Source organism: Billgrantia aerodenitrificans (assembly GCF_021404405.1).
GTDB classification, from domain to species: domain Bacteria; phylum Pseudomonadota; class Gammaproteobacteria; order Pseudomonadales; family Halomonadaceae; genus Halomonas; species Halomonas aerodenitrificans.
This window is the reverse complement of sequence record NZ_JABFTV010000003.1, coordinates 349,836-374,319: the sequence shown is the minus strand read 5'-3', so window position 1 is coordinate 374,319 and position 24,484 is coordinate 349,836. Positions and strand designations below refer to the sequence as shown.

Here is a 24,484-nt window from a genome sequence, read left to right as displayed (position 1 = left end):
GCGCGCGCCCCGGCCCTTGCCGGACCTGACTCTCTAAGGTCCAGCCAAAGGCTTCTGCGCGCACGTGCCGATGCGCGCCAGGAGCCCGACCATGAGCTATGCCATTCTCGCTGCCTCTCTGCGCAGCGCCATGCAGCGTCGCGATCAGGAAGCCATCGAGCGCCTGATCGCCGAAATGCAGCCGGCCGACCTGGCCGAATTCGTCCAGCACGAGCACACCGATACCGTGCTTTCGCTCCTGCAGCACCTGCCGCTCGACCAGCGTGCGGTGGCGTTCGGCTATTTGAGCGTGGCGCTGCAGGAGGAGCTCGCCGCCACGCTGACCGACAGCAAGCTTGGCGAACTGCTGCAGCACATGAACGCCGACGAGCGTGCCGACCTGTTCAAGCTGCTCGACGAGGATCGACAGCAGGCCTTGCTGCGCACCCTGGCCAAGGAGGAGCGGGAAGACCTGCGCAAGCTGGCCAGCTACGAAGAAGGAACGGCCGGGGCGATCATGACCTCGGATTACATGGCCGTGCCGATTGGTATCCCGGTGGCGGAAGCCTTGAAACTGGTACGCACCAAGGGGCCGGATGCCGAAACGATCTATCAGATCTACTGCATCGACGAGGCCGAGCGTCTGGTCGGTACCCTTTCTCTGCGTGAGCTGATTCTCGCCGCGCCGGACGCCCTGGTACGCGATCTCATCACCGAAGAGATCGTCTGGGCCAGTGTCGACACACCCCAGGAGGAAGTGGCCAAGCTGATCGCCCGCTACGACCTGCTGGCCCTGCCCGTGATCAATGGCGGGGAGCGCCTGGTGGGCATCGTCACCTATGACGACGCCATGGACGTGGCCGAGGAAGAGGCCACCGAAGACATGCACAAGGGTATGTCCATCGGCAAGCTCGGTGGCAGTCTGCGCACCGCCAGCCTGTTCGATCTCTACCGCAAGCGGGTGGTGTGGCTGGTGCTGCTGGTGTTCGCCAACATCTTCTCCGGCGCCGGTATCGCCTACTTCGAGGAGACCATCGAGGCCTACATCGCGCTGGTGTTCTTCCTGCCGCTGCTGGTGGACAGCGGCGGCAACGCCGGCTCCCAGGCCGCCACCCTGATGGTGCGCGGCATGGCCACCGGCGACGTGCGCACCCGCGACTGGACCCGGCTGCTGGGCCGCGAGGTGCTGGTGGCCATGGGGCTGGGCCTGACCATGGCGCTGGCGGTATCGGTGGTGGGCATCTTCCGCGCCGGTACCGAGATCGCCATGGTGGTGGCCATGAGCATGGTGCTGATCGTGATCGTGGGCAGCCTGATCGGCATGGTGCTGCCGTTCATTCTCAACCGCATCGGCTGGGATCCGGCCACCGCCTCGGCGCCGTTGGTGACCTCCATTGCCGATGGGGTCGGTGTGTTGATCTATTTCGCCATCGCTACCTCGGTGCTGGGCCTACCAACCATCTAGCCATGCCCGCTGGCAACGGCCAGCGGTGTCATCTCCCTTCAATGAACAAGCGCTATCACAGCCAGAGGCTACGGCCCCTGGCTCGCACGGGAGAGCTGCCATGAGCTACAGCATCATTGCCGCCGAATTGCACAAGGCCCTGCAGGATCAGGACACTGCCCTGGTCGAAACCCTGGCCAGCGAACTGAATCCGGCCGATCTCGCCCAGGTCGGCCACCATGAGCCGGCGTCGAGAATGGCCGTGCTGCTGCACTGCGTGCCGCTCGACAAGCGGGCCGCCACGCTGGGCTTCCTGGAGCCGCAGGAACAGTTGGCCGCTACCGCTGGCATGCCCGTATCGGAGCTAGCCGAGTTGGTCGCGCACATGAGTGCCGATGAGCGTGTCGACTATTTCAAGCAGCTCGACAGAGAGCGCCAGCAGACCTTGCTCAAGGCGCTGCCGCCTACGGTGCGCGACGACCTGTTGAAGCTGGCTCGTCATGCGGAAGGCACGGCGGGCGCCATCATGACCTCGGCGTTCATGGCCATTCCCGCCTATTACAGTGTGGCCCGCGCCATGCAGACGTTGAGGCTCAAGGGCGCCGATGTCGAAACCATCTATCAGGTCTACTGCATCGACACCTCGGGGCGGTTTCTCGGCACCGTGTCGCTGCGTGAAATCATCCTGGCCAGCAGCGAGACCCAGCTGGCCGAACTGATGACCGAAGAGGTCATCTGGGTCGGCATCGACACCCCACAGGAAGAGGTGGCCAGACTGATCGCCCGCTATGATCTCCTCGCCTTGCCGGTACTGGAGGGTGAGCGCCTGGTCGGCATCGTCACCTACGACGACGCCATGGACGTGGCCGAAGAGGAGGCCACCGAGGACATGCACAAGGGCATGTCCATCGGCAAGATCGAGGGCGGGCTGCGCAGCGCCAGCCTGTTCGACCTCTACCGCAAGCGAGTGGTGTGGCTGGTGCTGCTGGTGTTCGCCAACATTTTCTCCGGCGCCGGTATCGCCTACTTCGAGGAGACCATCGAGGCCTACATCGCGCTGGTGTTCTTCCTGCCGCTGCTGGTGGACAGCGGCGGCAACGCCGGCTCCCAGGCCGCCACCCTGATGGTGCGCGGCATGGCCACCGGCGACGTGCGCAGCCGTGACTGGGCCAAGCTGCTGGGTCGCGAGGTCTTCGTCGCCGCCGGGCTGGGCCTGACCATGGCGCTGGCGGTGTCGGTGGTGGGCATCTTCCGTGCCGGCACCGAGATCGCCATGGTGGTGGCCATGAGCATGGTACTGATCGTGATCGTGGGCAGCCTGATCGGTATGATCCTGCCGTTCATTCTCAATCGACTGGGTTGGGACCCGGCCACCGCCTCGGCGCCGCTGGTGACCTCCATCGCCGACGCTTCGGGGGTGCTGATCTACTTCGCCATTGCCACCGCCGTGCTGGGCCTCTAGGCGCTTCAATTGGCTCAGTGTAAATGAGAACATATAGCAGTTGGATGCAGGGAGCTCGAACGACCATGATCTCGACTGACGATCAGGCAGTGCACAGCCGCGATGCCAAGCGCGCCACCTACATCGCCGCCTGGCTCGACGGCCTGTTGGGCTGTGCCAAGGTGGTGGTGGGCACGCTGGTCGGTTCGGCGGCCCTGGTGGCCGACGGCATCCACTCATTCTCCGACCTCATCACCGACGGCTTCGTGCTGGCAGCCACCCACTATGGCCGCCAGGGCCCCGATCATGACCACCACTACGGCCACGGTCGTATCGAGACCCTGGCCACCCTGTTGCTGGGCAGCGTGCTGATATTCGTCGCCGGTGCCATCGCCTGGTCGAGCCTGCTGCGGCTGCTTGCCGGCACCGAGATCGCCGCTCCGGGGATCTTGGCGATGCTGCTGGCGCTGGCGGCCCTGCTCGCCAAGGAGTGGCTGTTTCACTACACCATGCGTGTTGCCAAGCGGGTGAAGTCGAAGCTCCTCGAGGCCAACGCCTGGCACTCGCGCTCCGACGTGCTCTCCACCGCGGTAGTGCTGGTAGCCCTTATGGGTGCCCAGTTCGGCTTCGGCTGGCTCGACGCCGTGGCGGCGGTGATCGTCGGCCTGTTGGTGGGCAAGGTGGGTTGGGATCTGCTGTGGGAGTCGGCCCGCGAGCTGGTCGATACCGCCCTGCCGGCCGATGCACAGCAGCAGATGCACCAAGTGGCCCTCGAGGTACCCGGCGTGGAAGGCGTGCACGACCTGCGTACCCGCCAGTCGGCGGGTCATGCCATCGTCGACCTGCATGTGGTGGTAGGGCCACGCATCAGCGTCTCGGAGGCCCACGAGATCGGCAACGAGGTCAGCCGCCGGCTGCGCCTCGCCTATCCCGCACTCAGCGACGTGACCTTCCACATCGATCCCGAGGACGACGCCGGCGAGGGCGATCCCAGCCGCTTCCCCGGCCTGCCGTTGCGCCCCGAGGTGGACCGTGTGCTGACCGACCACTGGTCGTCGCATCCCTGCTGGCCCCATATCGAACATTATCGGCTGCACTATCTCGAAGGACGAATCAGTGTGGATGTGTTCATGGATTGCCAGCTGTCCTACTCGGAACTCGCGGCGCTGCCCCGTCAGCTGAGCGACCTCATTCACGACGTGCCGTGGCTGGCAGAGGTCGAGATAAAGCAGAACGTGCGCTGAAACCCGGCGTCCGCCGTGCTAACATCGCCTGTCCAGTCGACGCCTAGCGCCGGCGCTCCCCACTCGTCGCTCTCAAGGAGTTCGCCATGGCCGCCGACATGATCGTGCCTGCCGTTTCCCTCATCGCCATTCCTTTCTCGCTACTGCTGACGGTTATTCTGTTCGTCGCCATTCGCTCGATCTTCGAGCATCGAGAATGAGTCCGTCGAGTGGACGAAGCAAGCGTGGGCAATAAATGAAGAAGGCGGCTATGTAGCCACCTTTTGCCTGTCTCTTCCTACTTTGACTTTACGGTTCGCGTTCGGCCAGCCTCGACGCCATTAGCACGATGGCCTTGCGCGTGGCAGCCTGCAGAGTGCCTTCGTCGTAGTCGACCTCAACGAAGCGTGGCTCGAGCAGGGCGGGCTCCTCGACTCGCACCCGCCTGACTCGCTTGCAGACGCTGACCCTCAAGCCCAGGCGAGCCTGGAGCTGACTGGCGTCCCGGCTGCTTTCCAGAGGCTGCCAGCGCTTTTCGCCACCGCCGTGAATGTCCTGCTGCACGAGACAGCAGCGCTTGGCATCCCACTGGCCGTGAATGTTGGCCGCCTTGGCCGCCTGGAGCAGCACCGCGGGGTTGTGGATGGAATAGGTCATCTCGCTCACCTCTTGTTCCCGGGAGGTGGTTGAATAGCAGGGCTGGAGCCACCAGGGGCCCGCAGCCCTGCCGACATCAGAAGGCGTAGGTCAGAGCCAGGGTGTAGGCACGGGTGTTCTCCCCACCCAGCTCCCTTTCGAAAAGGGCATCGATCAGCACTTTGTCGTCCAGCAGCGCCAGCCGGGGGCCCACCTCGATACTGCTCTCACTGCTGCTGCGGTCATTGCCGAACACATTGGCAATCGCCACCAGCGGCCCGGCGATTCCGACTTCGCTGCCAAGCCCCCAGGTCAGGGCGTTGCGTGTCTCCGCACTGCGCTCCCTCTCCCAGCCCAGATTGAAGTGCACCAGAGCACGCTCGTCGGCAAATCCCAGCGTGAGCGGCACCAGCGCATACTGGGTTTCCCAGCGGCTCATTTCAGTCAGGTACTCGCTACCGACGACCAGGCCCAGGCCATAGCCATGCGCTTCGAGGCTGGTGAATAGCATCTTGGCTTCGAGGCCATAAACCTGCTCGCTCTCGCCCTCCTCATGCTCGTTGCCGAACACCGCGGTGAACTGGTAGTTCCCGCCGGGACGGCAGGTGGGTGAGACGTAGTTCTGATAGCCGCCACCGTCGATACGGGTATGCCAGAGATCGAGGGAACAGCTGTTGGCATCGATCAGGGCGGCATCGTCCACCCCGGCCAGTGCAAGGGTGGGCAACAAGGCGCAGAGCAGACCGCCGGCAAGACGTCGTGGTTGGAACATGGTGTGATCTCCCATGAGCGAAGCATCCGCTTCGGAGAGCACCCCGGCATGCCGGGGTGCTCTATGAGTCCCAATAAAAGTACCTGTCAATGCCACTTGCTGACTTCAGCCTGACACGCCCAGCAGCCAGCCAGCCATCAGGAAATACACGGCCAGGCCGGTGAAGTCCTTGATGGTGGTGATGAAGGGGTCGGCTCCCGGCGCATGGTCGACGCCGATCTTCAGCATGATATAGGGCAGCAGGAAACCCAATACGCTGGCAGTCACCACCGAGACGAACAGCGATACGCCGACCACCACCCCCAGCATCGGAATGCCGTTGGGCGCACCCTGCCAGGCCCAGGCGATGACACCGGCAAGCGTGGCCAGCAGTACCCCCATGACCAGACCGACACGCAGTTCGCGCAGCAGATGCTTGCGGAAGAACTGCTTCAGGTCGATATGTCCCAGCGCCAGCCCGCGAGCGAAGATGGTAGTCGACTGGGTGCCCACGTTACCGCCCATGTCCATTACCAGCGGGATGAAGATCGCCAACGCCACCAGCGACTCCAGCACGCCTTCGAAGTGATCGATCACCCCGCCCACCAGCATGCCGCCGGCCAACGTCACCATGAGGAACATCAGCCTCACCTTGACCGGATAGCCGATGCCACCGGAAGTAAGCTTCTCGCTGCGCACGGCGTCCTGATAGTGGGTCACGTCACCCACGCCCGCCTTCCAGTAGATGTCGTCGGAGGTCTCTTCATCGAGAATGTCCATGGCGTCGTCGAAGGTCAGCACACCGCGCATCGCACCGCTTTCGGAGAGGATCGGCAGCAGGGCAACGTCATGCTTCTGCAGCAGTCGCGCGGCCTCCTCCTGATCGGTGCTCTCCCGCACGAACAGCGTCTCCCCCTGGAGCAGGTAGTGAACCGGCTGGTCGGACTTGGCACGCAGCAGGGCCGTCAACCGCACGAAGCCCAGGTGACGGCCGTCGTCGGCGTGCACGAAAACGATCCCCATCATCTCTTCGGGCAGCTCCGACCACTTGACCATGTCCAGCACGTCCTTCGCCAGTGTATTGCGGTTGACCCTCAGGAAGGTCTGGCGCATGGAGTTGGAGATCGGGTGAGCCAACTTTTCGCCGCCAGCCGCTTTTTTCAATGTCAGGACTTGAGTCGCCATCGTTCTTTCCTTTCGCTTATTTAAGGCAAAAGAATGCCATGGCCGAAATAAATTAATATTTAATTTCGGCAATAAAAACCCATGAGACTTTAAATAAAAGGCTCAATGGCAGCAGATTGTCAGTGACGCTCGCTCAAGACATGCCTGTCGAATCGCAGACACGACAACGCCTCGCAAGGCCACGAATGGCGCGAGGATAGACGCTTGGTGGGAAATACGATGGCTCCAGGCTCACTCTGCCTGGAAAGGCTGCATCCGGGGGAGGCAGATTTTACAGGCAGGGGGGAAGCTGGGTCATCTCCGACAAGCGAAAACTCCCGCGCTTGGATAATCGACTACTGGGGTCTTCCATGGATTTCCACCTTGCCTATGTTGATGTTGAACTACGCGGCGAACCTTAAAACAGCTAATTTGATGTGTCAACTAACTTCATGTCGTTACCATTTAAATATTCAGCACTGCTGCACAGTCAATTTCAAGCCGTACTCAGACACACGGCACGAATGCCTCGGCAAGCGAACAGATACCGCCCTTGCCAGCCAGGCCGGGCGGCTCGACCGGTCACCGCCTTGCTGGCAATGACCAACCAAACCGCCTGGCGCTGGTGTGGTCCTTCTAGCCTCCCGGCAGGCCCAGCACAGCCGTTGCCAGGGCAAAATAAATCAGCACCCCCGAAGCATCGGCGATGGAGGTCACCAGCGGCGCCGAGGCGGTGGCCGGGTCCCAACCCAGTCGATTGAGAATGAACGGCAGGATCATACCGATCAGGCTGCCCACGATCACGATCAGCACCATGCTCATGGCCACCACCATGGCGATCTCGGTGCCGGCACGGAAGATGCCCACTACCGACACCGCCAGCGCCATGGTCAGGCCCAGCCCGGCGGCGACGAAGACCTCGCGACCCAGCAGCTTGGCCCAGTCACGGCTGCGCACGTCGCCGGTGGCCATGCCGCGCACCATCAGGGTGGCGGCCTGGGAGCCGGCGTTGCCGCCGCTGTCCACCAGCAGCGGCAGGAAGAACACCAGCGCGATGTAGGCCTCGATGGTCTCCTCGAAGTAGGCGATACCGGCGCCGGAGAAGATGTTGGCGAACACCAGCAGCACCAGCCAGACGATACGCTTACGGTAGAGATCGAACAGGCTGGCGCTGCGCAGCCCGCCCTCGAGCTTGCCGATGGACATACCCTTGTGCATGTCCTCGGTGGCTTCCTCTTCGGCCACGTCCATGGCGTCGTCGTGGGTGATGATGCCAACCAAACGCTCTTCATGGTCGATCACCGGCACGGCCAGCATATCGTAGCGGGCCACCAGACGGGCGACCTCCTCCTGCTCTTCGTCCACCGGTACGCTGATAACATCCTTGATCATCAGGTCGTCGACCTGGGCTCCGGGCCGCGCCACCATCAGCTGACGCAGCGACAGGGTGCCCGCCAGCTTGCCATCCTGGTCAATGATGTAGAGCTGATAGACGGTTTCGGCATCCGGTGCGGTCTGACGAACACGCATCATCGCCTGGGACACGGTCATGCCGCTGGGAATCGCCACGTAGTCCGAGGTCATGATCGAACCCGCGGTGCCCTCTTCATAGCTCGCCAGGCGCTTGAGGTCTTCACGCTCCTGGCGTGCCATGCGCCGCAGCAGCCCTTCGCGCCGGTCTTCATCCAGCAGGTTGAAGAGATCGGCACGCTCGTCCGCACTCATCTCCTCCAGAACCGTGAGCAGCACCTCATCGCTCATCTCACGTGCCAGGTCTTCCTGAAGATCTTCGGGCAGATAACCGATGATGTGCGCTCGCCGATCCAGCGGCAGGCGGTCGAGCAAGGCGAACACGGTCTGGTTGTCCTGCTCCTCGGCAATCTGCTCGAGGATCTCGGCAATATCCGCCGCGCGCAGCTCGGGCAAGAGTTCATCCAACCGTTCGCGGTCGTCGGCCTGGTGGGCCTCCAGTAGGGCGTCTTTCTGTTCTATCAGGGTCTCGTTCAAGGACATGGCATCCTCCTGACGCCGCAAAGTGGGAGTTAGCCGGCCATGCTAGCAGCCGACCGTGGCAATCTGACTGCTATGGTAACAGATACGAAAACGCCCCTCGAACGCTGTTCGAGGGGCGTTTCGTGACAGACAGGCCTGGAATCAGCCTTTGCCGGCCTTCTTGCGCAGCTGCTGAATGGTACGCAGCTGGGCCACGGCTTCCGCGAGTTCGGCGGCGGCGCGGGTGTAATCCAGCTCCGACGACTTGTCGTTGAATGCCTTGAGCGCATGCTGACGGGCTTCCTCGGCGGCGGCCTCGTCGAGGTCGCCGGCACGGGAGGCCGCGTCGGCCAGTACGGTCACCACGTCGGGCTGCACTTCGAGGAAGCCGCCGGAGACGTAGAAGTTCTCTTCCGTACCGCCTTCCCGGATGACGCGGACCGGACCAGGCTGAAGCTCGGTCAGCAGCGGGGCGTGCCCGGGCAGGATGCCCAGGTCGCCCATGATGCCGGAAGCGACGAGCTGCTCGATCTCACCCGAGAAGATCGCCTCTTCGGCGCTGACGATGTTGCACTTGAAGCTATTCGCCATAGCGAAGTCCCCCTGGTGGACGGCCTTACTTCATCTGGTTGGCTTTCTCGACGGCCTCGTCGATGCTGCCCACCATGTAGAAGGCCTGCTCCGGCAGGTTGTCGTATTCGCCCTCGAGGATGCCCTGGAAACCGCGAATGGTATCCTTCAGCGATACGTACTTGCCGGGTGCACCGGTGAAGACCTCGGCCACGAAGAACGGCTGCGACAGGAAGCGCTGGATCTTACGCGCACGGGCCACGGTCTGCTTGTCCTCGTCGGACAGTTCGTCCATGCCCAGGATCGCGATGATGTCCTTGAGCTCCTTGTAGCGCTGCAGCACGTTCTGCACGCCGCGGGCGGTGTTGTAGTGCTCCTCGCCGACGACCAGCGGGTCGAGCTGGCGCGAAGTGGAGTCCAGCGGATCGATGGCCGGGTAGATACCCAGTTCGGCGATCGAACGCGCCAGTACCACGGTGGCGTCCAGGTGGGCGAAGGTGGTGGCCGGCGACGGGTCGGTCAGGTCGTCCGCGGGCACGTAGACGGCCTGCACGGAAGTGATTGAGCCCACCTTGGTGGAGGTGATGCGCTCCTGCAGAACGCCCATCTCCTCGGCCAGGGTCGGCTGGTAGCCTACCGCCGAGGGCATACGGCCCAGCAGTGCGGATACCTCGGTACCGGCCAGGGTGTAACGATAGATGTTGTCGACGAACAGCAGCACGTCGCGGCCTTCATCGCGGAACTTCTCGGCGATGGTCAGGCCGGTCAGGGCCACGCGCAGACGGTTGCCCGGCGGCTCGTTCATCTGACCGTATACCAGCGATACCTTGTCGATAACGTTCGACTCGGTCATCTCGTGGTAGAAGTCGTTACCTTCACGGGTCCGCTCACCCACGCCGGCGAACACGGAGTAACCGCTGTGCTCGATGGCGATGTTGCGGATCAGCTCCATCATGTTGACGGTCTTGCCCACGCCGGCGCCGCCGAACAGGCCGACCTTGCCACCCTTGGCGAACGGGCAGACCAGGTCGATGACCTTGATGCCGGTCTCGAGCAGCTCGTTGGAAGCTGCCTGCTCGGCATAGGTGGGTGCCGGACGGTGAATGGGCATGCGCTCCTGCTCACCGATGTCGCCGGCCTCGTCGATCGGCCGACCCAGCACGTCCATGATGCGACCCAGGGTCTCCTTGCCGACCGGCACGGAGATCGGTGCTCCGGTGTTGGTGGTCTCCATGCCGCGCTTCAGGCCCTCGGTGGAACCCATGGCAATGGTACGCACCACGCCGTCGCCCAGCTGCTGCTGGACTTCGAGCACGGTCTCGGAGTTGGCGACGTTGAGCGCGTCGTAGACCTTGGGAACCGAGTCCCGCGGGAACTCGACGTCAATCACCGCGCCGATGATTTGTACGATACGTCCGCTCATCTTGCGATCCTCTCAAATACCTGCAAATGAAACCTGTAGCGGGAGAGCCATGGGCTCTCCCCGGGCGCTATACGGCGGCGGCACCGCCGACGATCTCGGAAATTTCCTGGGTGATGGCGGCCTGGCGGGCCTTGTTGTACACCATCTCCAGATCGTCGATCAGTCCGCCGGCGTTGTCGGTGGCGTTCTTCATGGCGATCATCCGGGCCGCCTGTTCACAGGCCCCGTTCTCGACCACCGCCTGATAGACCTGCGATTCAATGAAGCGAACCAGCAGGCTATCCAACAGCGCCTTGGCATCCGGCTCATACAGGTAGTCCCAGCTACCGGGACGCTTGTTGTCCTCGTCATCCGCATCGGCCCCCATATCGGGGGAGAGCGGCAACAGCTGACGAACCACCGGCTTCTGCGTCATGGTGTTGACGAACTCGTTGTACACCACGAACAGGCGGTCGACCCGCCCTTCGTCGTAGGCGTCCAACATCACCTTGACGCTGCCGATCAGAGCCTCGACCTCGGGCGCTTCGCCCAGGCCGCTCTTGGCTGCCACCAGGTTGCCGCCGTAGTTGCGGAAGAAGCCGCCGGCCTTGCTGCCCAGAGCGCAGAAGTCGAGCTCCGCGCCCTCGTTGCGCCACGCCATGGCGTCCTTGATGACGGCCTTGAACAGGTTGACGTTCAAGCCGCCACACAGGCCGCGGTCGGTGGAGACCACGATGTAGCCGACCCGCTTCACCTCGTCACGCTCGATCATGTAATCGTGGCGATACTCGGGGTTGGCGTCGGCGATATGGCCCACCACGTTGCGGATCTGCCGGGCATAAGGCTGGCTGGCCTTCATCAGATCTTGCGCTTTACGCATCTTCGACGCAGCGACCATTTCCATGGCGCTGGTGATCTTTTGCGTATTCTTGATGCTCCCGATCTGGGTGCGTATCTCTTTTGCAGCTGCCATAGCGATCTACTCCGTTCGTGGCCCTCAGAAAGCTCCAGGGCCCGCCCTTGCCGGGCGGGCCAGCGGAATTACCAGCTCTGAGTGGCCTTGAACTGCTCGAGACCCTGCTTCAGCCCTTGCTGGATCTCGTCGTTGTAGTCGCCGGTCTGGTTGATCTTGTCGAGCAGCTCGGCTTGCTCGGACCTCATGTACTCGTGCAGGGCACGCTCGAAGTCCAGCACCTTGCTCACGTCGACGTCATCCAGGAAGCCTTCGTTGGCGGCATACAGCGACACGCCCATCTCGGCCACGGACAGCGGCGAATACTGCTTCTGCTTCATCAGCTCGGTGACACGCTGACCGTGCTCCAGCTGCTTGCGGGTGGCTTCGTCCAGATCGGAAGCGAACTGGGAGAAGGCCGCCAACTCGCGATACTGGGCGAGTGCCAGACGCACGCCGCCACCGAGCTTCTTGATGATCTTGGTCTGGGCCGCACCACCCACGCGGGATACCGACAGACCGGCGTTGATGGCCGGGCGGATGCCTGCGTTGAACTGGTCGGTTTCCAGGAAGATCTGGCCGTCGGTGATCGAGATCACGTTGGTCGGAACGAACGCGGAAACGTCGCCGCCCTGGGTCTCGATGATCGGCAGCGCGGTCAGCGAGCCGGTCTTGCCCTTGACCTCACCGTTGGTGAACTTCTCCACGTAGTCGGCGTTGACGCGCGCGGCACGCTCGAGCAGACGCGAGTGGAGATAGAAGACGTCACCCGGGTAGGCTTCACGGCCCGGCGGACGACGCAGCAGCAGGGACACCTGACGGTAGGCCCAGGCCTGCTTGGTCAGATCGTCATAGACGATCAGCGCGTCCTGACCGCGGTCGCGGAAGTACTCGCCCATGGTGCAGCCGGCGTAGGGTGCCAGGAACTGCATCGGGGCCGGGTCGGCGGCGCCGGAAGCGACGACGATGGTGTGATCCATCGCGCCGTGCTCCTCGAGCTTGCGCACCACGTTGGCGATGGTCGACTGCTTCTGACCGATGGCCACGTAGATACAGATGACGCCCTTGCCCTTCTGGTTGATGATGGCGTCGACGGCGATGGCCGACTTACCGATCTGACGGTCGCCGATGATCAGCTCACGCTGGCCGCGGCCGATCGGCACCATGGCGTCGATCGCCTTGAGACCGGTCTGGATCGGCTGGTCGACCGACTGACGGGTGATGACGCCCGGGGCGACCTTTTCCACCGCGTCGGTCAGCTTGGCGCCCACGTCGCCCTTGCCGTCGATGGGGTTGCCCAGCGGATCGACCACGCGGCCAACCAGTTCGGGGCCCACCGGCACCTCGAGGATACGACCGGTACAGCTGGCGGTCATGCCCTCTTCCAGCTTCAGGTAGTCGCCCAGCACCACGGCGCCCACGGAGTCGCGCTCGAGGTTGAGCACCATGCCGTAGATACCGCCGGGGAATTCGATCATCTCACCGAACATCGCGTCCTCGAGACCGTGAATCTTCACGATGCCGTCGGAGACGCTGACGATGGTGCCCTGATTGCGGGCTTCGGATGCGACATCCAGCTTTTCGATACGCTGCTTGATGATGTCGCTGATCTCGGAAGGATTCAGTTGCTGCATGCCATGTCCCTCAGACTCAGGCGGTAAGGGCTTCGGAGAGGCGGTTCAGTCGACCGCGCACCGACCCGTCGATGACGGTGTCGCCGGCGCGCAGGATAACGCCCCCGATAAGCTTCGGATCCACCTGAGTGGTAATGGAGATTTCGCGATTCAGCCGCTTCTTGAGCGCGCCTGCGAGCTTGTTCTGTTGCTTGTCGTCGAGCGCGAAGGCCGTGACCACGGTGACGTCGACACGCTTGTCATGCTCGGCGCGCAGACGTTCGAACTGCTCGGCAATGGCACCCAGGGCGGTAAGACGCCCCTTCTCGGCAAGCGACTCCAGGAAACGACGGCCTGCGTCGTCGACCTTGGCCTCGGCCAGTTCGATGACCAGCTCGACCTTGCGGTCGTCGGTCAGTTTGGGGCTCGCGAACAGTTTCTGCGCATCACGCTCCGCTACGACTTGGCCCAGCTTGACCAGCATGTCGGACCAGGCTTCCAGCGCCTTGTGGTCACGCGCATACTCGAAAGCCGCCTTGGCGTAGGGTCGTGCGACGGTTGACGTTTCCGCCATGGGTCACCTCCTTCACAGTTCGGCGGCAAGCTTGTCGAGCAGCTTGCGATGCGCCTTCTCGTCGACGGAGGCTTCCAGAACACGCTCGGCCCCGACAATGGCAAGTGTCGCCACCTGGGCGCGAAGCTCTTCCTTGGCGCGATTGATTTCCTGATCGATCTCGGCACGGGCGCCAGCCACCAGGCGTTCGCCTTCGGCACGGGCCTGCTCACGCGCTTCCTCGATCATCTGAGTGGAGCGCTTGTGGGCCTGTTCGAGGATCTGGGAGGCCTGCTCCTTGCTCTCGCGCAGCGTCTGAGCAGCCTGCTCCTGAGCAAGCTCGAGGTCGCGGGAAGCCCGGCTGGCCGCGTCGAGGCCATCGGCGATCTTCTTCTGGCGCTCGTGGAGCGCGGAGCTGATCGGCGGCCACACGTACTTGATGCAGAACCAGACAAAGATCGCGAAGGCGATCGTCTGCCCGATAAGCGTCATGTTGATATTCACGGGTATGTACCTCTGACGGGTTCGTGGCAACCGGAGAGAAGCGAACCGAGCGCCTCAGCGCTCGGTGCTGTCTTTAACCGGCAACGACGAAGATCAGGTACATCGCGATACCGACGCCGATCATCGGCACGGCGTCGAGCAGACCGGCCATGATGAAGGTGCGGGTCTGCAGCTGGTCGCCCAGCTCCGGCTGGCGAGCGGTGGACTCGAGCAGCTTGCCGCCCAGCATGGCGAAGCCGATACCGGTAGCCAGGGCGCTGACGCTGATGATGATGGCGGCGGCAAGGTAGACGATTTCCATGATGTTGCTCCTAGTAGGTCAGGTTGAGGTTAGTTTCAGTACTTCGTTGCAAAGGTTGCTTGGTTCAGTGGTGCTCGTGAGCGGCACTCAGGTACACGATCGACAGGGTCGTGAAGATGAAGGCCTGCAGCGATACCACCAGAATGTGGAAAATGGCCCACGGCACGTCGAGCACCCAGATCGCCCAGAACGGCAGCAACGCGATCAGGATGAAGATCACCTCGCCGGCGAACATGTTGCCGAACAGACGCAGTGCGAGGCTGATGGGCTTGACGATCAGGCCGACGATTTCGAGGACCAGATTGAACGGGATCAGCAGCCAGTGGTTGAACGGCGTGAGCGAGAGCTCCTTGGCGAAGCCGCCGACACCCTTGACCTTGCAGCTGTAGTAGACGATCAGACAGAACACGCCCAGCGCCATGCCCAGGGTGGCATTGACGTCGGTGGTTGGCACGATCTTCATGTACTCGACGCCGAGGCGACCGAACAGCTCCGGGAAGTAATCGACCGGCAGGATCTTCAGCGTGTTCATCAGCAGGATCCACATGAACAGCGTCAGCGCGATAGGCGCGATGTGCGGATTCTTGCCGTGGAAGGTGGAGCGGGTCAGGTTCTCGATGAACTCGATGACCATCTCGACAGCGTTCTGCAGCCCGCCGGGCACGCCGGTGGTCGCCATCTGGCCGGCCTTGCGGAACAGCCACAGGAACAGCACACCCATGGCGATGGACCAGCCCATGGTGTCCACGTGAATGGCCATGAACCCCATCTCCTGGGCTTCGGTCGAGGTGCTGGCGAACTTCCAACCGAGCTCGGGATGCCTGCCGAAGGTCAGGTTCTGAAGGTGGTGCTGTATGTAATAAATGGCGGTTATTTCATTACCTGCTGCCATACGCTGCTACCTCAGGTTCGTTGGGTCGGTCGGTCACGCAGTAGCCAGGGTGTCAGCCAGTGCATGAGCTGCGCCGCCACATATGCGACAAAGAAAAAAGCCGGGTTTGAGGGGGGCACTGCGACGAACACGATCACGAACAGTGCCACCGTCAAACCAAACTTTCCCATCGCTGCCTGATAGAGATTCATCACGCTGACCCGCGGTCGCCGGCCGTCTCGAACGCGCAGCCCGCGCCAGACGAAGTAGAGCGAAGGCAGCAGACTGACCAGGCCGCCCATCAGGGCCGACAGCACCCCTTCGTGACCATGTCGCAGGCCAGCCAGCAGGGCTACCAGCAAGGTGGCGAAGCCCTGTGCCAAAAAGAGGCGGGTAAAATCCGGGCGCCGGCGCCTCATGGCAGCGTATCCGTGCATCCTGTCGACATTTCCTGCCCTGCCTAAACAGGGTTTGGGTGCCGGCTTGGCCGAGCGTGACACTCAGGCAAACAACGGCGGATTATAGGGAAGCGCCCCTGGCCCTTCAACCGGCCAGGACGCTTTTAGGCTCGAATGACGTAGCTATGCGACCAAAGGTGGAAGTCATTGTCGACATCCCACGGGTCGCATAGCTCAATGAATGTGCTCGAGAATACCGTCCAGTTCCTCGAGGCTGGAATAGCGGATGGTGACCCGCCCCTTGCCGCCGCGACCGTGCTGAATCCTGACCGGAGCGCCCAGCACTTCGCCGAGGCGGGTCTCCAGGCGCGCCACGTCGGGGCTGGATGCCACCGCCGCGACCTTCTTCGGTTCGCCCTGGGTCAGACGCTTCACCAGCGCCTCGGTATCGCGCACGGTGAGATCCTTGTTGACCACCTCGTGGGCAGCGCGACGCTGCTTGGCGGCGGGCAGAACGAGCAGGGCACGGGCGTGTCCCATATCGAGATCGCCGCGCTCGAGCAGAGTCTGCACTTCCGGATCGAGCGCCAGCAGGCGCAGCAGATTGGCGACCTGGGCGCGGGACTTGCCCACCGCATCGGCCACCTGCTGCTGGGTAAGTTCGAACTCCTCGAGCAGGCGCTTGAGCGCCATCGCCTCCTCCACCGGGTTGAGGTTCTCGCGCTGGATGTTCTCGATCAGCGCCAGGGCCAGGGCGACTTCGTCGCTGACCTCGCGGATCACCGCCGGGATGGTGTCGAGTTCGGCCAGTTGGGAGGCGCGCCAGCGCCGCTCACCGGCGATAATCTCGTAGCGCGACTCGCCGATGGGCCGCACCACGATGGGCTGCATCACGCCCTGGGCTCGGATCGAGTCTGCCAGCTCCTCCAGCGCCTCAGGCTGGATGTCGCGACGCGGCTGATACTTGCCGCGGGTGAGCTGGCTCAGCGGCAGGCGTTCGAGTCGCTCCTCGATCTCGGCTACCGCCGCCGCCGGCTCGCTCGCTCCGTCGGGCAAGACTTGGCCTTCGGGCAGCTCGAGATTCTCGCGGCGGCGGGCGCCGGCACCGATCAGGGCATCCAGGCCGCGGCCCAGGGCGCGTTTTCGCGTCATCAGCATTCCCTCATCACGAGCGGGTCACGACAGTAGGCTCCACCCGGCGCACTACAGCGACAGGCGACGAATCAGTTCCTTGGCCAGCACCCGATGGGCCTGGCTGCCGCGCGAGAAGCGCGCGTACTTGGTCACCGGCAGGCCGTGGCTCGGCGCCTCGGCCACCCGCACGTTGCGCGGGATCGTGGTCTTGAGCAGCGCCTCGCCGAAATAGTCGCGCAGCTGCTTGGAGACGTCCCGGGTCAGACTGTTGCGACCGTCGAACATGGTACGCAGGATGCCATAGATCGCCAGGTCGGGGTTCACGCTGTCCTTGATCTGCTCCACGGTGTCGAGCAGCGCCGAGAGCCCCTCCAGGGCATAGAACTCGCACTGCAGCGGAATCAGCACGCCGTTGGCGGCGGTCAGGGCGTTGACGGTGAGCATGTTGAGCGAAGGCGGGCAGTCGATCAGCACCACGTCGTACTCGCCAGCGACGCTGGCCAGAGCTTCGGTCAGGCTGCGCTCGCGGCCCTCGGCGCGGTCGAGCAGTTCCACTTCCGCGGCGGTGAGATCGCCGTTGCCGGGCAGCAGCGAGTAGCCAGCGGTGGGGCAGTCGAGCATCACCTCGGGAGCGCTCTTCTCGCCCAGCAGCAGGTCGAGCACGCTGCCCTCGAGCGAGTGCTTGTCGATGCCGCTGCCCATGGTGGCATGGCCCTGGGGGTCGAGATCCACCAGCAGCACGCGGCGATCCAGCGCGGCCAGGCTGGCGGCCAGGTTGACGGCGGTGGTGGTCTTGCCCACGCCGCCCTTCTGGTTGGTCAAGGCGATGATTTGACTCACGGGCGACTTCCTTGCGTCGACGGCTCGCTTCAACGGCGGCCTGGGTTGGAATCGGTTCGCTCGACGATCAACAGCTGACGCTCCCCCACGGTGAACGGTACCGCAAGCACGTGGCGCTCGCGCACGACCACACCGGCATCCAGCGCCGCCAGCTCGTCGTCGGCCGCCGGCCCCTTCATGGCCAGCCAGCGCCCGTCGCGGGCCAGCAGCGGCTCGGTCAGCGCGACGAAATCCGCCAGACTGGCGAAGGCGCGCGAGACGATCTGCGCGAAGCCACCCGGCGGTGGCTCGAAAGCCTCGACCCGGGCCTGCACCGGGGTGACGTTGGTCAACCCCAACTCCATCACCGCCTGGCGCTGAAAGCGCACCTTCTTGCCGTTGCTGTCGAGCAGCGTGACCGCCAGGCTCGGCTCGAGGATCGCCAGCACTAGCCCCGGCAGACCGGGCCCGGCGCCAACGTCGAGCAGCGGCGCGGGGCCGACGTGAGGCAGCACGGCCGCGCTGTCGAGCAGGTGCCTTGACACCATCTCTTCCGGTGAGCGTATCGCGGTGAGGTTATAGGCGCGATTCCACTTGTGCAACAGCCCGACCAGGCGCAGCAGTCGCTCGCGCTTCTCCGCGTCGAGTTCGAGACCCAGTGCCGTGAAGCCTTCGTCGAGGCGAGCCGCCACTTGAGGCGTGATGGCTTCGCTCATCCGTTGGCCACTCGCGTGTCGTCGAGAAGACGGCGTTTCTTCAGGTGGATCAGCAGGATAGAGACCGCCGCCGGGGTCACGCCGGAGATCCGCGAAGCCTGGGCCAGGGTCTCCGGACGCGCCTCGGCGAGCTTCTGACGGATCTCGTGGGAGAGCCCCTCGACCTGGACGTAGTCGAGATCGGCCGGCAGTGGGGTGGCTTCGTGACGCTTGAGCTTGTCGATCTCGTCCTGCTGGCGGTCAATGTAGCCCTGGTACTTGGCCTGGATCTGCACCTGCTCGGCCACCGCCTCGTCGTTCACCGGCTCGCCGGCGAGGTGGGCCACGTCGGCGTAGCCGAGCTCGGGGCGCTTGAGCAGGTCGAGCAGGCTGTACTCGCGGGCCAGCGGTTTGCCGGTCCTGGTCTCGATGGCCTCGGCAGCCGGGCTGCCGGGCTGCACCCAACTGGCCTTGAGCCGGGCGCTTTCGCGCTCGATCGCCTCGCGCTTGACGCTGAACGCGGCCCAGCGTGCGTCGTCGACCAGCCCCAGTTCGCGACCGGCCTTGGTGAGGCGCAGGTCGGCGTTGTCCTCGCGCAGCAGCAGACGGTACTCGGCACGCGAGGTGAACATGCGGTAGGGCTCCTTGGTGCCCAGGGTGATCAGGTCGTCGACCAGCACGCCGAGGTAGGCCTCGTCGCGCCGCGGCCACCAGGCCTCAAGCCCCTTGGCACGGCGCGCGGCATTGAGGCCGGCGAGCAGCCCCTGGGCGCCGGCCTCCTCGTAGCCGGTAGTGCCGTTGATCTGACCGGCGAAAAATAGGTTGTGGATAAATTTGGTTTCCAGCGAGTGCCTGAGATCGCGCGGATCGAAGAAATCGTACTCGATGGCATAGCCGGGGCGGGTGATGTGCGCGTTCTCCAGCCCCTTCATCGAGCGCACCACCTTGAGCTGCACGTCGAAGGGCAGCGAGGTGGAGATGCCGTTGGGGTAGAGCTCGTGGGTGTCGAGGCCTTCAGGCTCGATGAACACCTGGTGGCTCGCCTTGTCGGCGAAGCGGTGCACCTTGTCCTCGATCGATGGACAGTAGCGCGGCCCGACGCCCTCGATCACGCCGGAATACATCGGCGAGCGGTCGAGGTTGGCGAAGATGATCTCGTGGGTGCGCTCGTTGGTGTGCGCAATGTGACAGCTCACCTGACGCGGGTGCATCTCGCGATTACCGAGGAAGGACATCACCGGGGTCGGCGTGTCGCCCGGCTGCTCCTCGAGCACCGAGAAGTCGACGCTCTTGGCGTCCAGCCGCGGCGGGGTACCGGTCTTGAGCCGATCGACCCGGAACGGCAGTTCGCGCAGACGGCTGGCCAGTGCGTTGGAGGGAGGATCGCCGGCGCGTCCGCCACGGCTCTGATCGAGACCGATATGGATCACCCCACCGAGGAAGGTGCCGGTGCACAGCACCACCGTTTCGGCATGGAATTGAATACCGGTCTCGGTGATCACGCCACGCACGGTGTCGCCATCGACGATCAGATCCCCCGCCGCCTGTTGGAAGATCGTCAGGTTGGGGGCGTTCTCCAGCATGCCGCGAATGGCTGCCTTGTAGCGCACTCGGTCGGCCTGGGCGCGGGTGGCACGCACCGCCGGTCCCTTACGTGCGTTGAGCACGCGAAACTGGATGCCGCCGAGATCGGTGGCCAGACCCATGGCACCGCCCAGCGCATCGATCTCCTTGACCAGATGGCTCTTGCCGATCCCGCCGATGGCGGGATTGCAGGACATCTGACCGAGGGTCTCGATGTTATGGGTCAGCAGCAGGGTCTGACAGCCCATGCGGGCGGAGGCCAGAGCGGCTTCGGTTCCCGCATGGCCGCCGCCGATGACGATGACGTCAAAGCGGTCGGGATACTCCAAGGTTCACCTCGTTGCGCTTGTGCGCGGATATTGCCTAGGGATGAAAAACAGCCTGCCAGTATAAACCGACTGTGGGTAACCGTCAGGGTTTTCCACACCGGGTTTGCCTGCCAGCCGCGAGCTACCACTCACTAAACAAAACAGAATGATTAAAAGAGAGAAGTTCTGTTGTGGTTGTGACTACTGGTGTGGACAATTTCTGTGGATAACACAATGTCCTACAGATATATCAGTAAGTTGCATTGTTGACTTTTGTGGTGAGAAGAGGATGACGAGCTGAGGGCGAGCGGTGACGAGGCTGTGTATAAAAGAGGGTCTTTTCCACAGCGGCAACGCTACACCTCTTTTCCACCGTTGGCTACCGGGCTTGTCACCGCGACTGTGAACAGTTGCGCTGATGACGACAAGATCCCGGCCTCATGCGGTTTGCAGCGCGATCGGGAGCTTCAAGAGAAGAATGTTATCCACAGGCGAAAAAAAGCCCTGTCGGGAACGACAGGGCTTACGATCGGGCTCGAAGAGAGGGAGAAGGATCAGACCATGAAGGAAGCGCCGCAGCCGCAGGTAGTCGTCGCGTTGGGGTTCTGCACCAGGAAGCGAGCGCCTGCGAGTCCCTCTTCGTAGTCGACGGTGGACCCTACGAGGTACTGGTAGGAGAGCTCGTCGACCACCAGGGCCACCTCTCCGAATTCGATGACGGTATCGTCCTCGCCGACGGTATCGGCAAAGTCGAAGCCGTACTGGAAACCCGAGCAGCCGCCGCCCGTCACGTAGACGCGCAGCTTGAGTTCGGGCTTGCCCTCCTCCGCAATCAGTGTCTGGAGCCGCTTCCTGGCGGCTGCGCTGAGCATCATGGGAGTAGGGACGAAAGATTCTGCGCCGCTCATGGGCATCCTCCCGTGAGCCGAATGAATGGATAACAATCGATTATCTTAAATTCCTAGCAAAAGGGTCAACTATTCAGGAAAAGGACTCACCAGTGACGGCATCGCTAGGGGCTGAGCCGTCGGCAGGTCTACGAGGAGGCGCTGTAAACCCATCCCTGGGCGCTATCGACGCCATCCCTGGCGTAGAACCTCCTCTACGACCTGCCCCCGGCTCCCAATACCTCTGGTGAAATCATCAGGGCATCAGGGCGGGGGCGGCGAGTCCGGCATGCTCGTCGAAGCCGAACATCAGGTTGAGGTTCTGCACCGCCTGGCCGGAAGCGCCCTTGACCAGGTTGTCTATCACCGAGAGTACCACCACGGTGTCGCCGTTGCCCGGCCGATGCACGGCCAGGCGGCAGACATTGGCGCCCTTGACGCTGCGCGTCTCGGGGTGGCTGCCGGCGGGCATCACGTCGACGAAGGGCTCGGCGGCGAAGCGCTGCTCGAACAGTGCCTGCAGATCGCCGGGCTCGCCGGTCAGGCGCCCGTACAGGGTGGCATGAATGCCGCGGATCATCGGCGTCAGGTGGGGCACGAAGGTCAGGCCCACCGAGCCCTTGGCAGCATCGCGGAGGCCCTGGCTGATTTCCGGCAGGTGGCGGTGGCCGGAAGCGCCGTAGGCCTTCATCGATTCGCTGGCCTCGGCCAGCAGTGAGGGCACCTTGGCGCCGCGGCCGGCGCCGGTGACGCCGGACTTGCAGTCGGCGATCAAGTGGGCAGCGTCGATCAGGCCGGCTTCCAGCAGCGGCAGCAGGCCCAGTTGCACCGCGGTGGGGTAGCAGCCGGGCACGGCGATCAGGCGTGCCTGACGAATGCGCTCGCGGTGCATCTCGGGCAGCCCGTACACGGCTTCTTCGAGCAGCTCCGGGGCGCCGTGAGGCTGGCCGTACCACTCGGCCCATACCTCGGCGTCACGCAGGCGGAAGTCGGCGGAGAGGTCGATCACCCGGGTGCCCCGCTCGAGCAGTTCACCGGCCAGAGCATGGGCGACGCCGTGGGGGGTGGCGAAGAAGACCGCGTCGCAGGCGCCCAGGCGCTGCGGGTCAGGCTCGCTGAAGGCCAGCTCGTCGTAGTGGCCGCGCAGGTTGGGGTACATCTCGCAGACGCGTACACCGGCTTCGGAGCGCGAGGTGATCGCCTCGACCTCGACTTGCGGGTGCTGCGCCAGCAGCCTGAGCAGTTCGACCCCGGTGTAACCGGTGCCGCCGACGATTCCGACCTTGATCACGATGCGACTCCTTCGATGGTTGCCTGGCAGGGAGCGGCTGCCAACGGGACCGCTCTGTCCGGATATGATACACAAGAGAGGGGGCGACCACCCAGCCGGCGCGTCCCACTCATATAGGAATGCCTGGACAGGAAACCGCCGTGCCGCGTTTTTCACTACCTAGCTTCAGCCTCGAGAGATTTCGCCGCCAGCTGGCCAGCGTGGATGCCTTGCCGCAGCTGTGTGTGCTGGGCGTCGTTTCAGGGCTCGTCACCGGTGCGGTGATGGTCGCCTTCCGCTTGCTGCTCGAGCTGGGGGGCGTGCTGTTCATGCCCGGCGGTGATCACGAGGCCTTCGAGGGGCTGCCGCCGATGGTGCGCTCGAGCCTGCCTTTGATCGCCGTGGCCATTATCGGCATTTTCCTGTGGCGTCAGCCGGCGGCGGCACGCAAGCTGGGGGTCGGTCATGTCATCGAACGACTCACCTATCATCAGGGGCGCTTTCCGCTGCGCAACTGGATCAATCAGTGGTGGGTGGGGGTGACCACGGTGCTGGGCGGCCTCTCCGCCGGACGCGAAGGGCCGGCTATACATCTCGGCGCGGCCGCGGCCAGCGGCCTGGGCCAGCAGCTGCGCCTGCCGCACAACAGCCTGCGAGTGCTGGTGGCCTGTGGCACGGCGGCGGGCATCTCGGCCTCGTTCAATACCCCGATTGCCGGTGTCATCTTCGCCATGGAAGTGGTGATGATGGAGTACACCATTGCCGGCTTCATGCCCGTCATTCTGGCCTCCACCATGGGGGCGCTTGTGGCCATGCTGGTATACGGTTCCGAGCCGGCCTTCCAGGTACCCAGCGTCAGCCTGGGCTCGTTGATGAATCTGCCGTGGATCGTGGTCACGGCGCTGTTCATCGGGCTGCTGGCCGGACTCTTCATCCACGTGGCGCGCAGCGAACGCATCGCCGGGCTGCCGGTGCCGCTGCGTCTGGCGCTGGTGGCGTTGGCCACGGCGACGGTGGCGTGGTGGTTTCCCGAAGTCCAGGGCATCGGTTACGACAGCATGGAAGCCGCGTTAGCCGGCAATCTGGCGGTCGAGGTGCTGCTGGCACTGGTGGTAGCCAAGCTGCTGCTCACCGCCATCACCGTGGCCAGCGGTATCCCCATCGGCATCATCGGCCCGGTGCTGGTGGTCGGGGCCGCCGCCGGCGCACTGGCCGAGCTGCTGGGCGCCTGGTTGTTTCCGCAACTGGAGATGGAGCCAGGGTTCTACGCCATGCTGGGCATGGCGGCGATGATGGGGGCGGTGCTGCAGGCGCCTCTGGCGGCGCTAATGGCACTGCTAGAACTGACCCATAACCCCAATATCATTCTGCCGGGCATGCTGGCGGTGGTGGTATCGGGGCTGACGGCACGCCAGCTGTGTCGCTGCGACGGCTTCTTCATCAGCATGACCCGCCATGGCCTGCACCCGCTGCAACAGCCGTTGATGCAGGCGCTGTCGCGGGTCTCGGTGCCGGCGGTGATGGAGCGCAGCTTCGTCGCCACGCCGCGCATGGTCACCCGCGATCAGGCTCGGGTGCTGCTCGATGCCAGACCGGCCTGGATATTGATCGTACGTTCGAGCGACGACAAGCCGACACTGGCGCTCAAGGCCGCCGACCTAGCCCGCGCCTTGATGGACGAAACGCAGGAAGCCGAAGCGGTTGGCGAAGACGAAGACGCGCTGTTCGACCTGCTCGAGGTACCGGGGCTGCGTCTGGAAATGGCGCCGATCCATCACCAGGCAACCCTGTCTGAGGCGTTCGAGCGACTCAACGATCAGGCGGTCGATGCGCTGTTCGTCGAGCAGGGCCGGCGACCGAAGCAGCAGCGAATTTCCGGTATCATCACCCGCGGCTCCATCGAGCGTTACTATTCGCTGAAGTGAGTCGCTGAAGTGAGAGTCGCTGAAGCGAGTCATTGAAGTGAGTCGCTGACGTGAGCCGGACGAGTTCT

General features: G+C 63.7%; 23 protein-coding genes. 4 read left to right on the top strand and 19 right to left on the bottom strand.

The genetic code is table 11. The features are described from left to right. The first annotated feature begins 91 nt into the window (after positions 1 to 91). The 3 genes from mgtE (HOP59_RS07925) (at position 92) to HOP59_RS07915 (ending at position 4,108) form a co-directional block, all read left to right on the top strand. Positions 92 to 1,444, top strand: a complete 1,353-nt coding sequence (gene mgtE, locus HOP59_RS07925; protein WP_010625945.1) for a magnesium transporter — start codon at positions 92 to 94, stop codon at positions 1,442 to 1,444. 100 nt (positions 1,445 to 1,544) lie between these two features. Continuing rightward, entirely contained in the window at positions 1,545 to 2,885 is a 1,341-nt protein-coding gene (mgtE, locus tag HOP59_RS07920; RefSeq protein WP_234253420.1) for a magnesium transporter, read from the top strand. Positions 2,886 to 2,950: 65 nt separating this feature from the next. Then, positions 2,951 to 4,108, top strand: coding sequence for a cation diffusion facilitator family transporter (locus tag HOP59_RS07915; protein ID WP_234253419.1), 1,158 nt, complete (start codon positions 2,951 to 2,953; stop codon positions 4,106 to 4,108). Positions 4,109 to 4,396: 288 nt separating this feature from the next. Here the strand turns inward: HOP59_RS07915 and HOP59_RS07910 are convergent, their stop codons facing one another. The 19 genes from HOP59_RS07910 to argC form a co-directional block, all read right to left on the bottom strand. Beyond that, a complete protein-coding gene (locus HOP59_RS07910) occupies positions 4,397 to 4,744 on the bottom strand; it encodes a hypothetical protein (RefSeq protein ID WP_234253418.1) in 348 nt (115 codons plus the stop codon). A 76-nt stretch (positions 4,745 to 4,820) separates the two neighbouring features. Further along, a complete protein-coding gene (locus HOP59_RS07905; RefSeq protein WP_234253417.1) occupies positions 4,821 to 5,495 on the bottom strand; it encodes a hypothetical protein in 675 nt (224 codons plus the stop codon). A 105-nt stretch (positions 5,496 to 5,600) separates the two neighbouring features. Beyond that, positions 5,601 to 6,659 (bottom strand): magnesium transporter, encoded by a 1,059-nt coding sequence (locus HOP59_RS07900; RefSeq protein ID WP_234253416.1) that lies wholly within the window; start codon positions 6,657 to 6,659, stop codon positions 5,601 to 5,603. 615 nt (positions 6,660 to 7,274) lie between these two features. Further along, a complete protein-coding gene (mgtE, locus tag HOP59_RS07895; protein WP_010625951.1) occupies positions 7,275 to 8,651 on the bottom strand; it encodes a magnesium transporter in 1,377 nt (458 codons plus the stop codon). Between the two features lie 141 nt (positions 8,652 to 8,792). Further along, positions 8,793 to 9,221 (bottom strand): F0F1 ATP synthase subunit epsilon, encoded by a 429-nt coding sequence (locus tag HOP59_RS07890; RefSeq protein WP_010625952.1) that lies wholly within the window; start codon positions 9,219 to 9,221, stop codon positions 8,793 to 8,795. Positions 9,222 to 9,246: 25 nt separating this feature from the next. Beyond that, complete coding sequence (atpD, locus tag HOP59_RS07885; protein ID WP_010625953.1) at positions 9,247 to 10,623, bottom strand: F0F1 ATP synthase subunit beta; 1,377 nt, start codon at positions 10,621 to 10,623, stop codon at positions 9,247 to 9,249. A gap of 67 nt (positions 10,624 to 10,690) precedes the next feature. Further along, positions 10,691 to 11,575 carry a F0F1 ATP synthase subunit gamma gene (atpG, locus tag HOP59_RS07880; RefSeq protein ID WP_010625954.1) on the bottom strand — a complete coding sequence of 295 codons (885 nt, stop codon included), beginning with the start codon at positions 11,573 to 11,575 and terminating at the stop codon, positions 10,691 to 10,693. A 68-nt stretch (positions 11,576 to 11,643) separates the two neighbouring features. After that, positions 11,644 to 13,188 carry a F0F1 ATP synthase subunit alpha gene (gene atpA / locus HOP59_RS07875; protein WP_010625955.1) on the bottom strand — a complete coding sequence of 515 codons (1,545 nt, stop codon included), beginning with the start codon at positions 13,186 to 13,188 and terminating at the stop codon, positions 11,644 to 11,646. Between the two features lie 16 nt (positions 13,189 to 13,204). Further along, positions 13,205 to 13,741, bottom strand: coding sequence for a F0F1 ATP synthase subunit delta (locus tag HOP59_RS07870; RefSeq protein WP_010625956.1), 537 nt, complete (start codon positions 13,739 to 13,741; stop codon positions 13,205 to 13,207). Between the two features lie 12 nt (positions 13,742 to 13,753). Further along, complete coding sequence (locus HOP59_RS07865) at positions 13,754 to 14,224, bottom strand: F0F1 ATP synthase subunit B (RefSeq protein WP_010625957.1); 471 nt, start codon at positions 14,222 to 14,224, stop codon at positions 13,754 to 13,756. A 73-nt stretch (positions 14,225 to 14,297) separates the two neighbouring features. Further along, positions 14,298 to 14,525 (bottom strand): F0F1 ATP synthase subunit C, encoded by a 228-nt coding sequence (gene atpE, locus HOP59_RS07860; protein WP_010625958.1) that lies wholly within the window; start codon positions 14,523 to 14,525, stop codon positions 14,298 to 14,300. A gap of 64 nt (positions 14,526 to 14,589) precedes the next feature. Beyond that, on the bottom strand, positions 14,590 to 15,417 hold the full coding sequence (gene atpB / locus HOP59_RS07855; RefSeq protein ID WP_010625959.1) for a F0F1 ATP synthase subunit A: 828 nt from the start codon (positions 15,415 to 15,417) through the stop codon (positions 14,590 to 14,592). Positions 15,418 to 15,428: 11 nt separating this feature from the next. After that, entirely contained in the window at positions 15,429 to 15,815 is a 387-nt protein-coding gene (locus HOP59_RS07850) for an ATP synthase subunit I (protein WP_234251542.1), read from the bottom strand. 213 nt (positions 15,816 to 16,028) lie between these two features. Next, entirely contained in the window at positions 16,029 to 16,946 is a 918-nt protein-coding gene (locus HOP59_RS07845) for a ParB/RepB/Spo0J family partition protein (RefSeq protein ID WP_234253415.1), read from the bottom strand. A 51-nt stretch (positions 16,947 to 16,997) separates the two neighbouring features. Next, on the bottom strand, positions 16,998 to 17,768 hold the full coding sequence (locus HOP59_RS07840; protein WP_010625962.1) for a ParA family protein: 771 nt from the start codon (positions 17,766 to 17,768) through the stop codon (positions 16,998 to 17,000). A 29-nt stretch (positions 17,769 to 17,797) separates the two neighbouring features. Continuing rightward, the gene (rsmG, locus tag HOP59_RS07835) at positions 17,798 to 18,463 is read right to left on the bottom strand and encodes a 16S rRNA (guanine(527)-N(7))-methyltransferase RsmG (RefSeq protein WP_234253414.1); all 666 of its coding nucleotides are present in this window, start codon (positions 18,461 to 18,463) and stop codon (positions 17,798 to 17,800) included. Then, a complete protein-coding gene (gene mnmG, locus HOP59_RS07830) occupies positions 18,460 to 20,355 on the bottom strand; it encodes a tRNA uridine-5-carboxymethylaminomethyl(34) synthesis enzyme MnmG (protein ID WP_234253413.1) in 1,896 nt (631 codons plus the stop codon). Before mnmG ends, rsmG begins: the two co-directional genes overlap by 4 nt. 533 nt (positions 20,356 to 20,888) lie before the next feature. Then, complete coding sequence (erpA, locus tag HOP59_RS07825; protein WP_010625965.1) at positions 20,889 to 21,242, bottom strand: iron-sulfur cluster insertion protein ErpA; 354 nt, start codon at positions 21,240 to 21,242, stop codon at positions 20,889 to 20,891. A gap of 235 nt (positions 21,243 to 21,477) precedes the next feature. Continuing rightward, positions 21,478 to 22,512, bottom strand: a complete 1,035-nt coding sequence (gene argC / locus HOP59_RS07820; RefSeq protein ID WP_234253412.1) for an N-acetyl-gamma-glutamyl-phosphate reductase — start codon at positions 22,510 to 22,512, stop codon at positions 21,478 to 21,480. A gap of 140 nt (positions 22,513 to 22,652) precedes the next feature. Here argC and HOP59_RS07815 point away from each other — a divergent pair, with 140 nt between their 5' ends. Beyond that, the gene (locus tag HOP59_RS07815; RefSeq protein WP_234253411.1) at positions 22,653 to 24,416 is read left to right on the top strand and encodes a chloride channel protein; all 1,764 of its coding nucleotides are present in this window, start codon (positions 22,653 to 22,655) and stop codon (positions 24,414 to 24,416) included. Positions 24,417 to 24,484 lie beyond the last annotated feature (68 nt).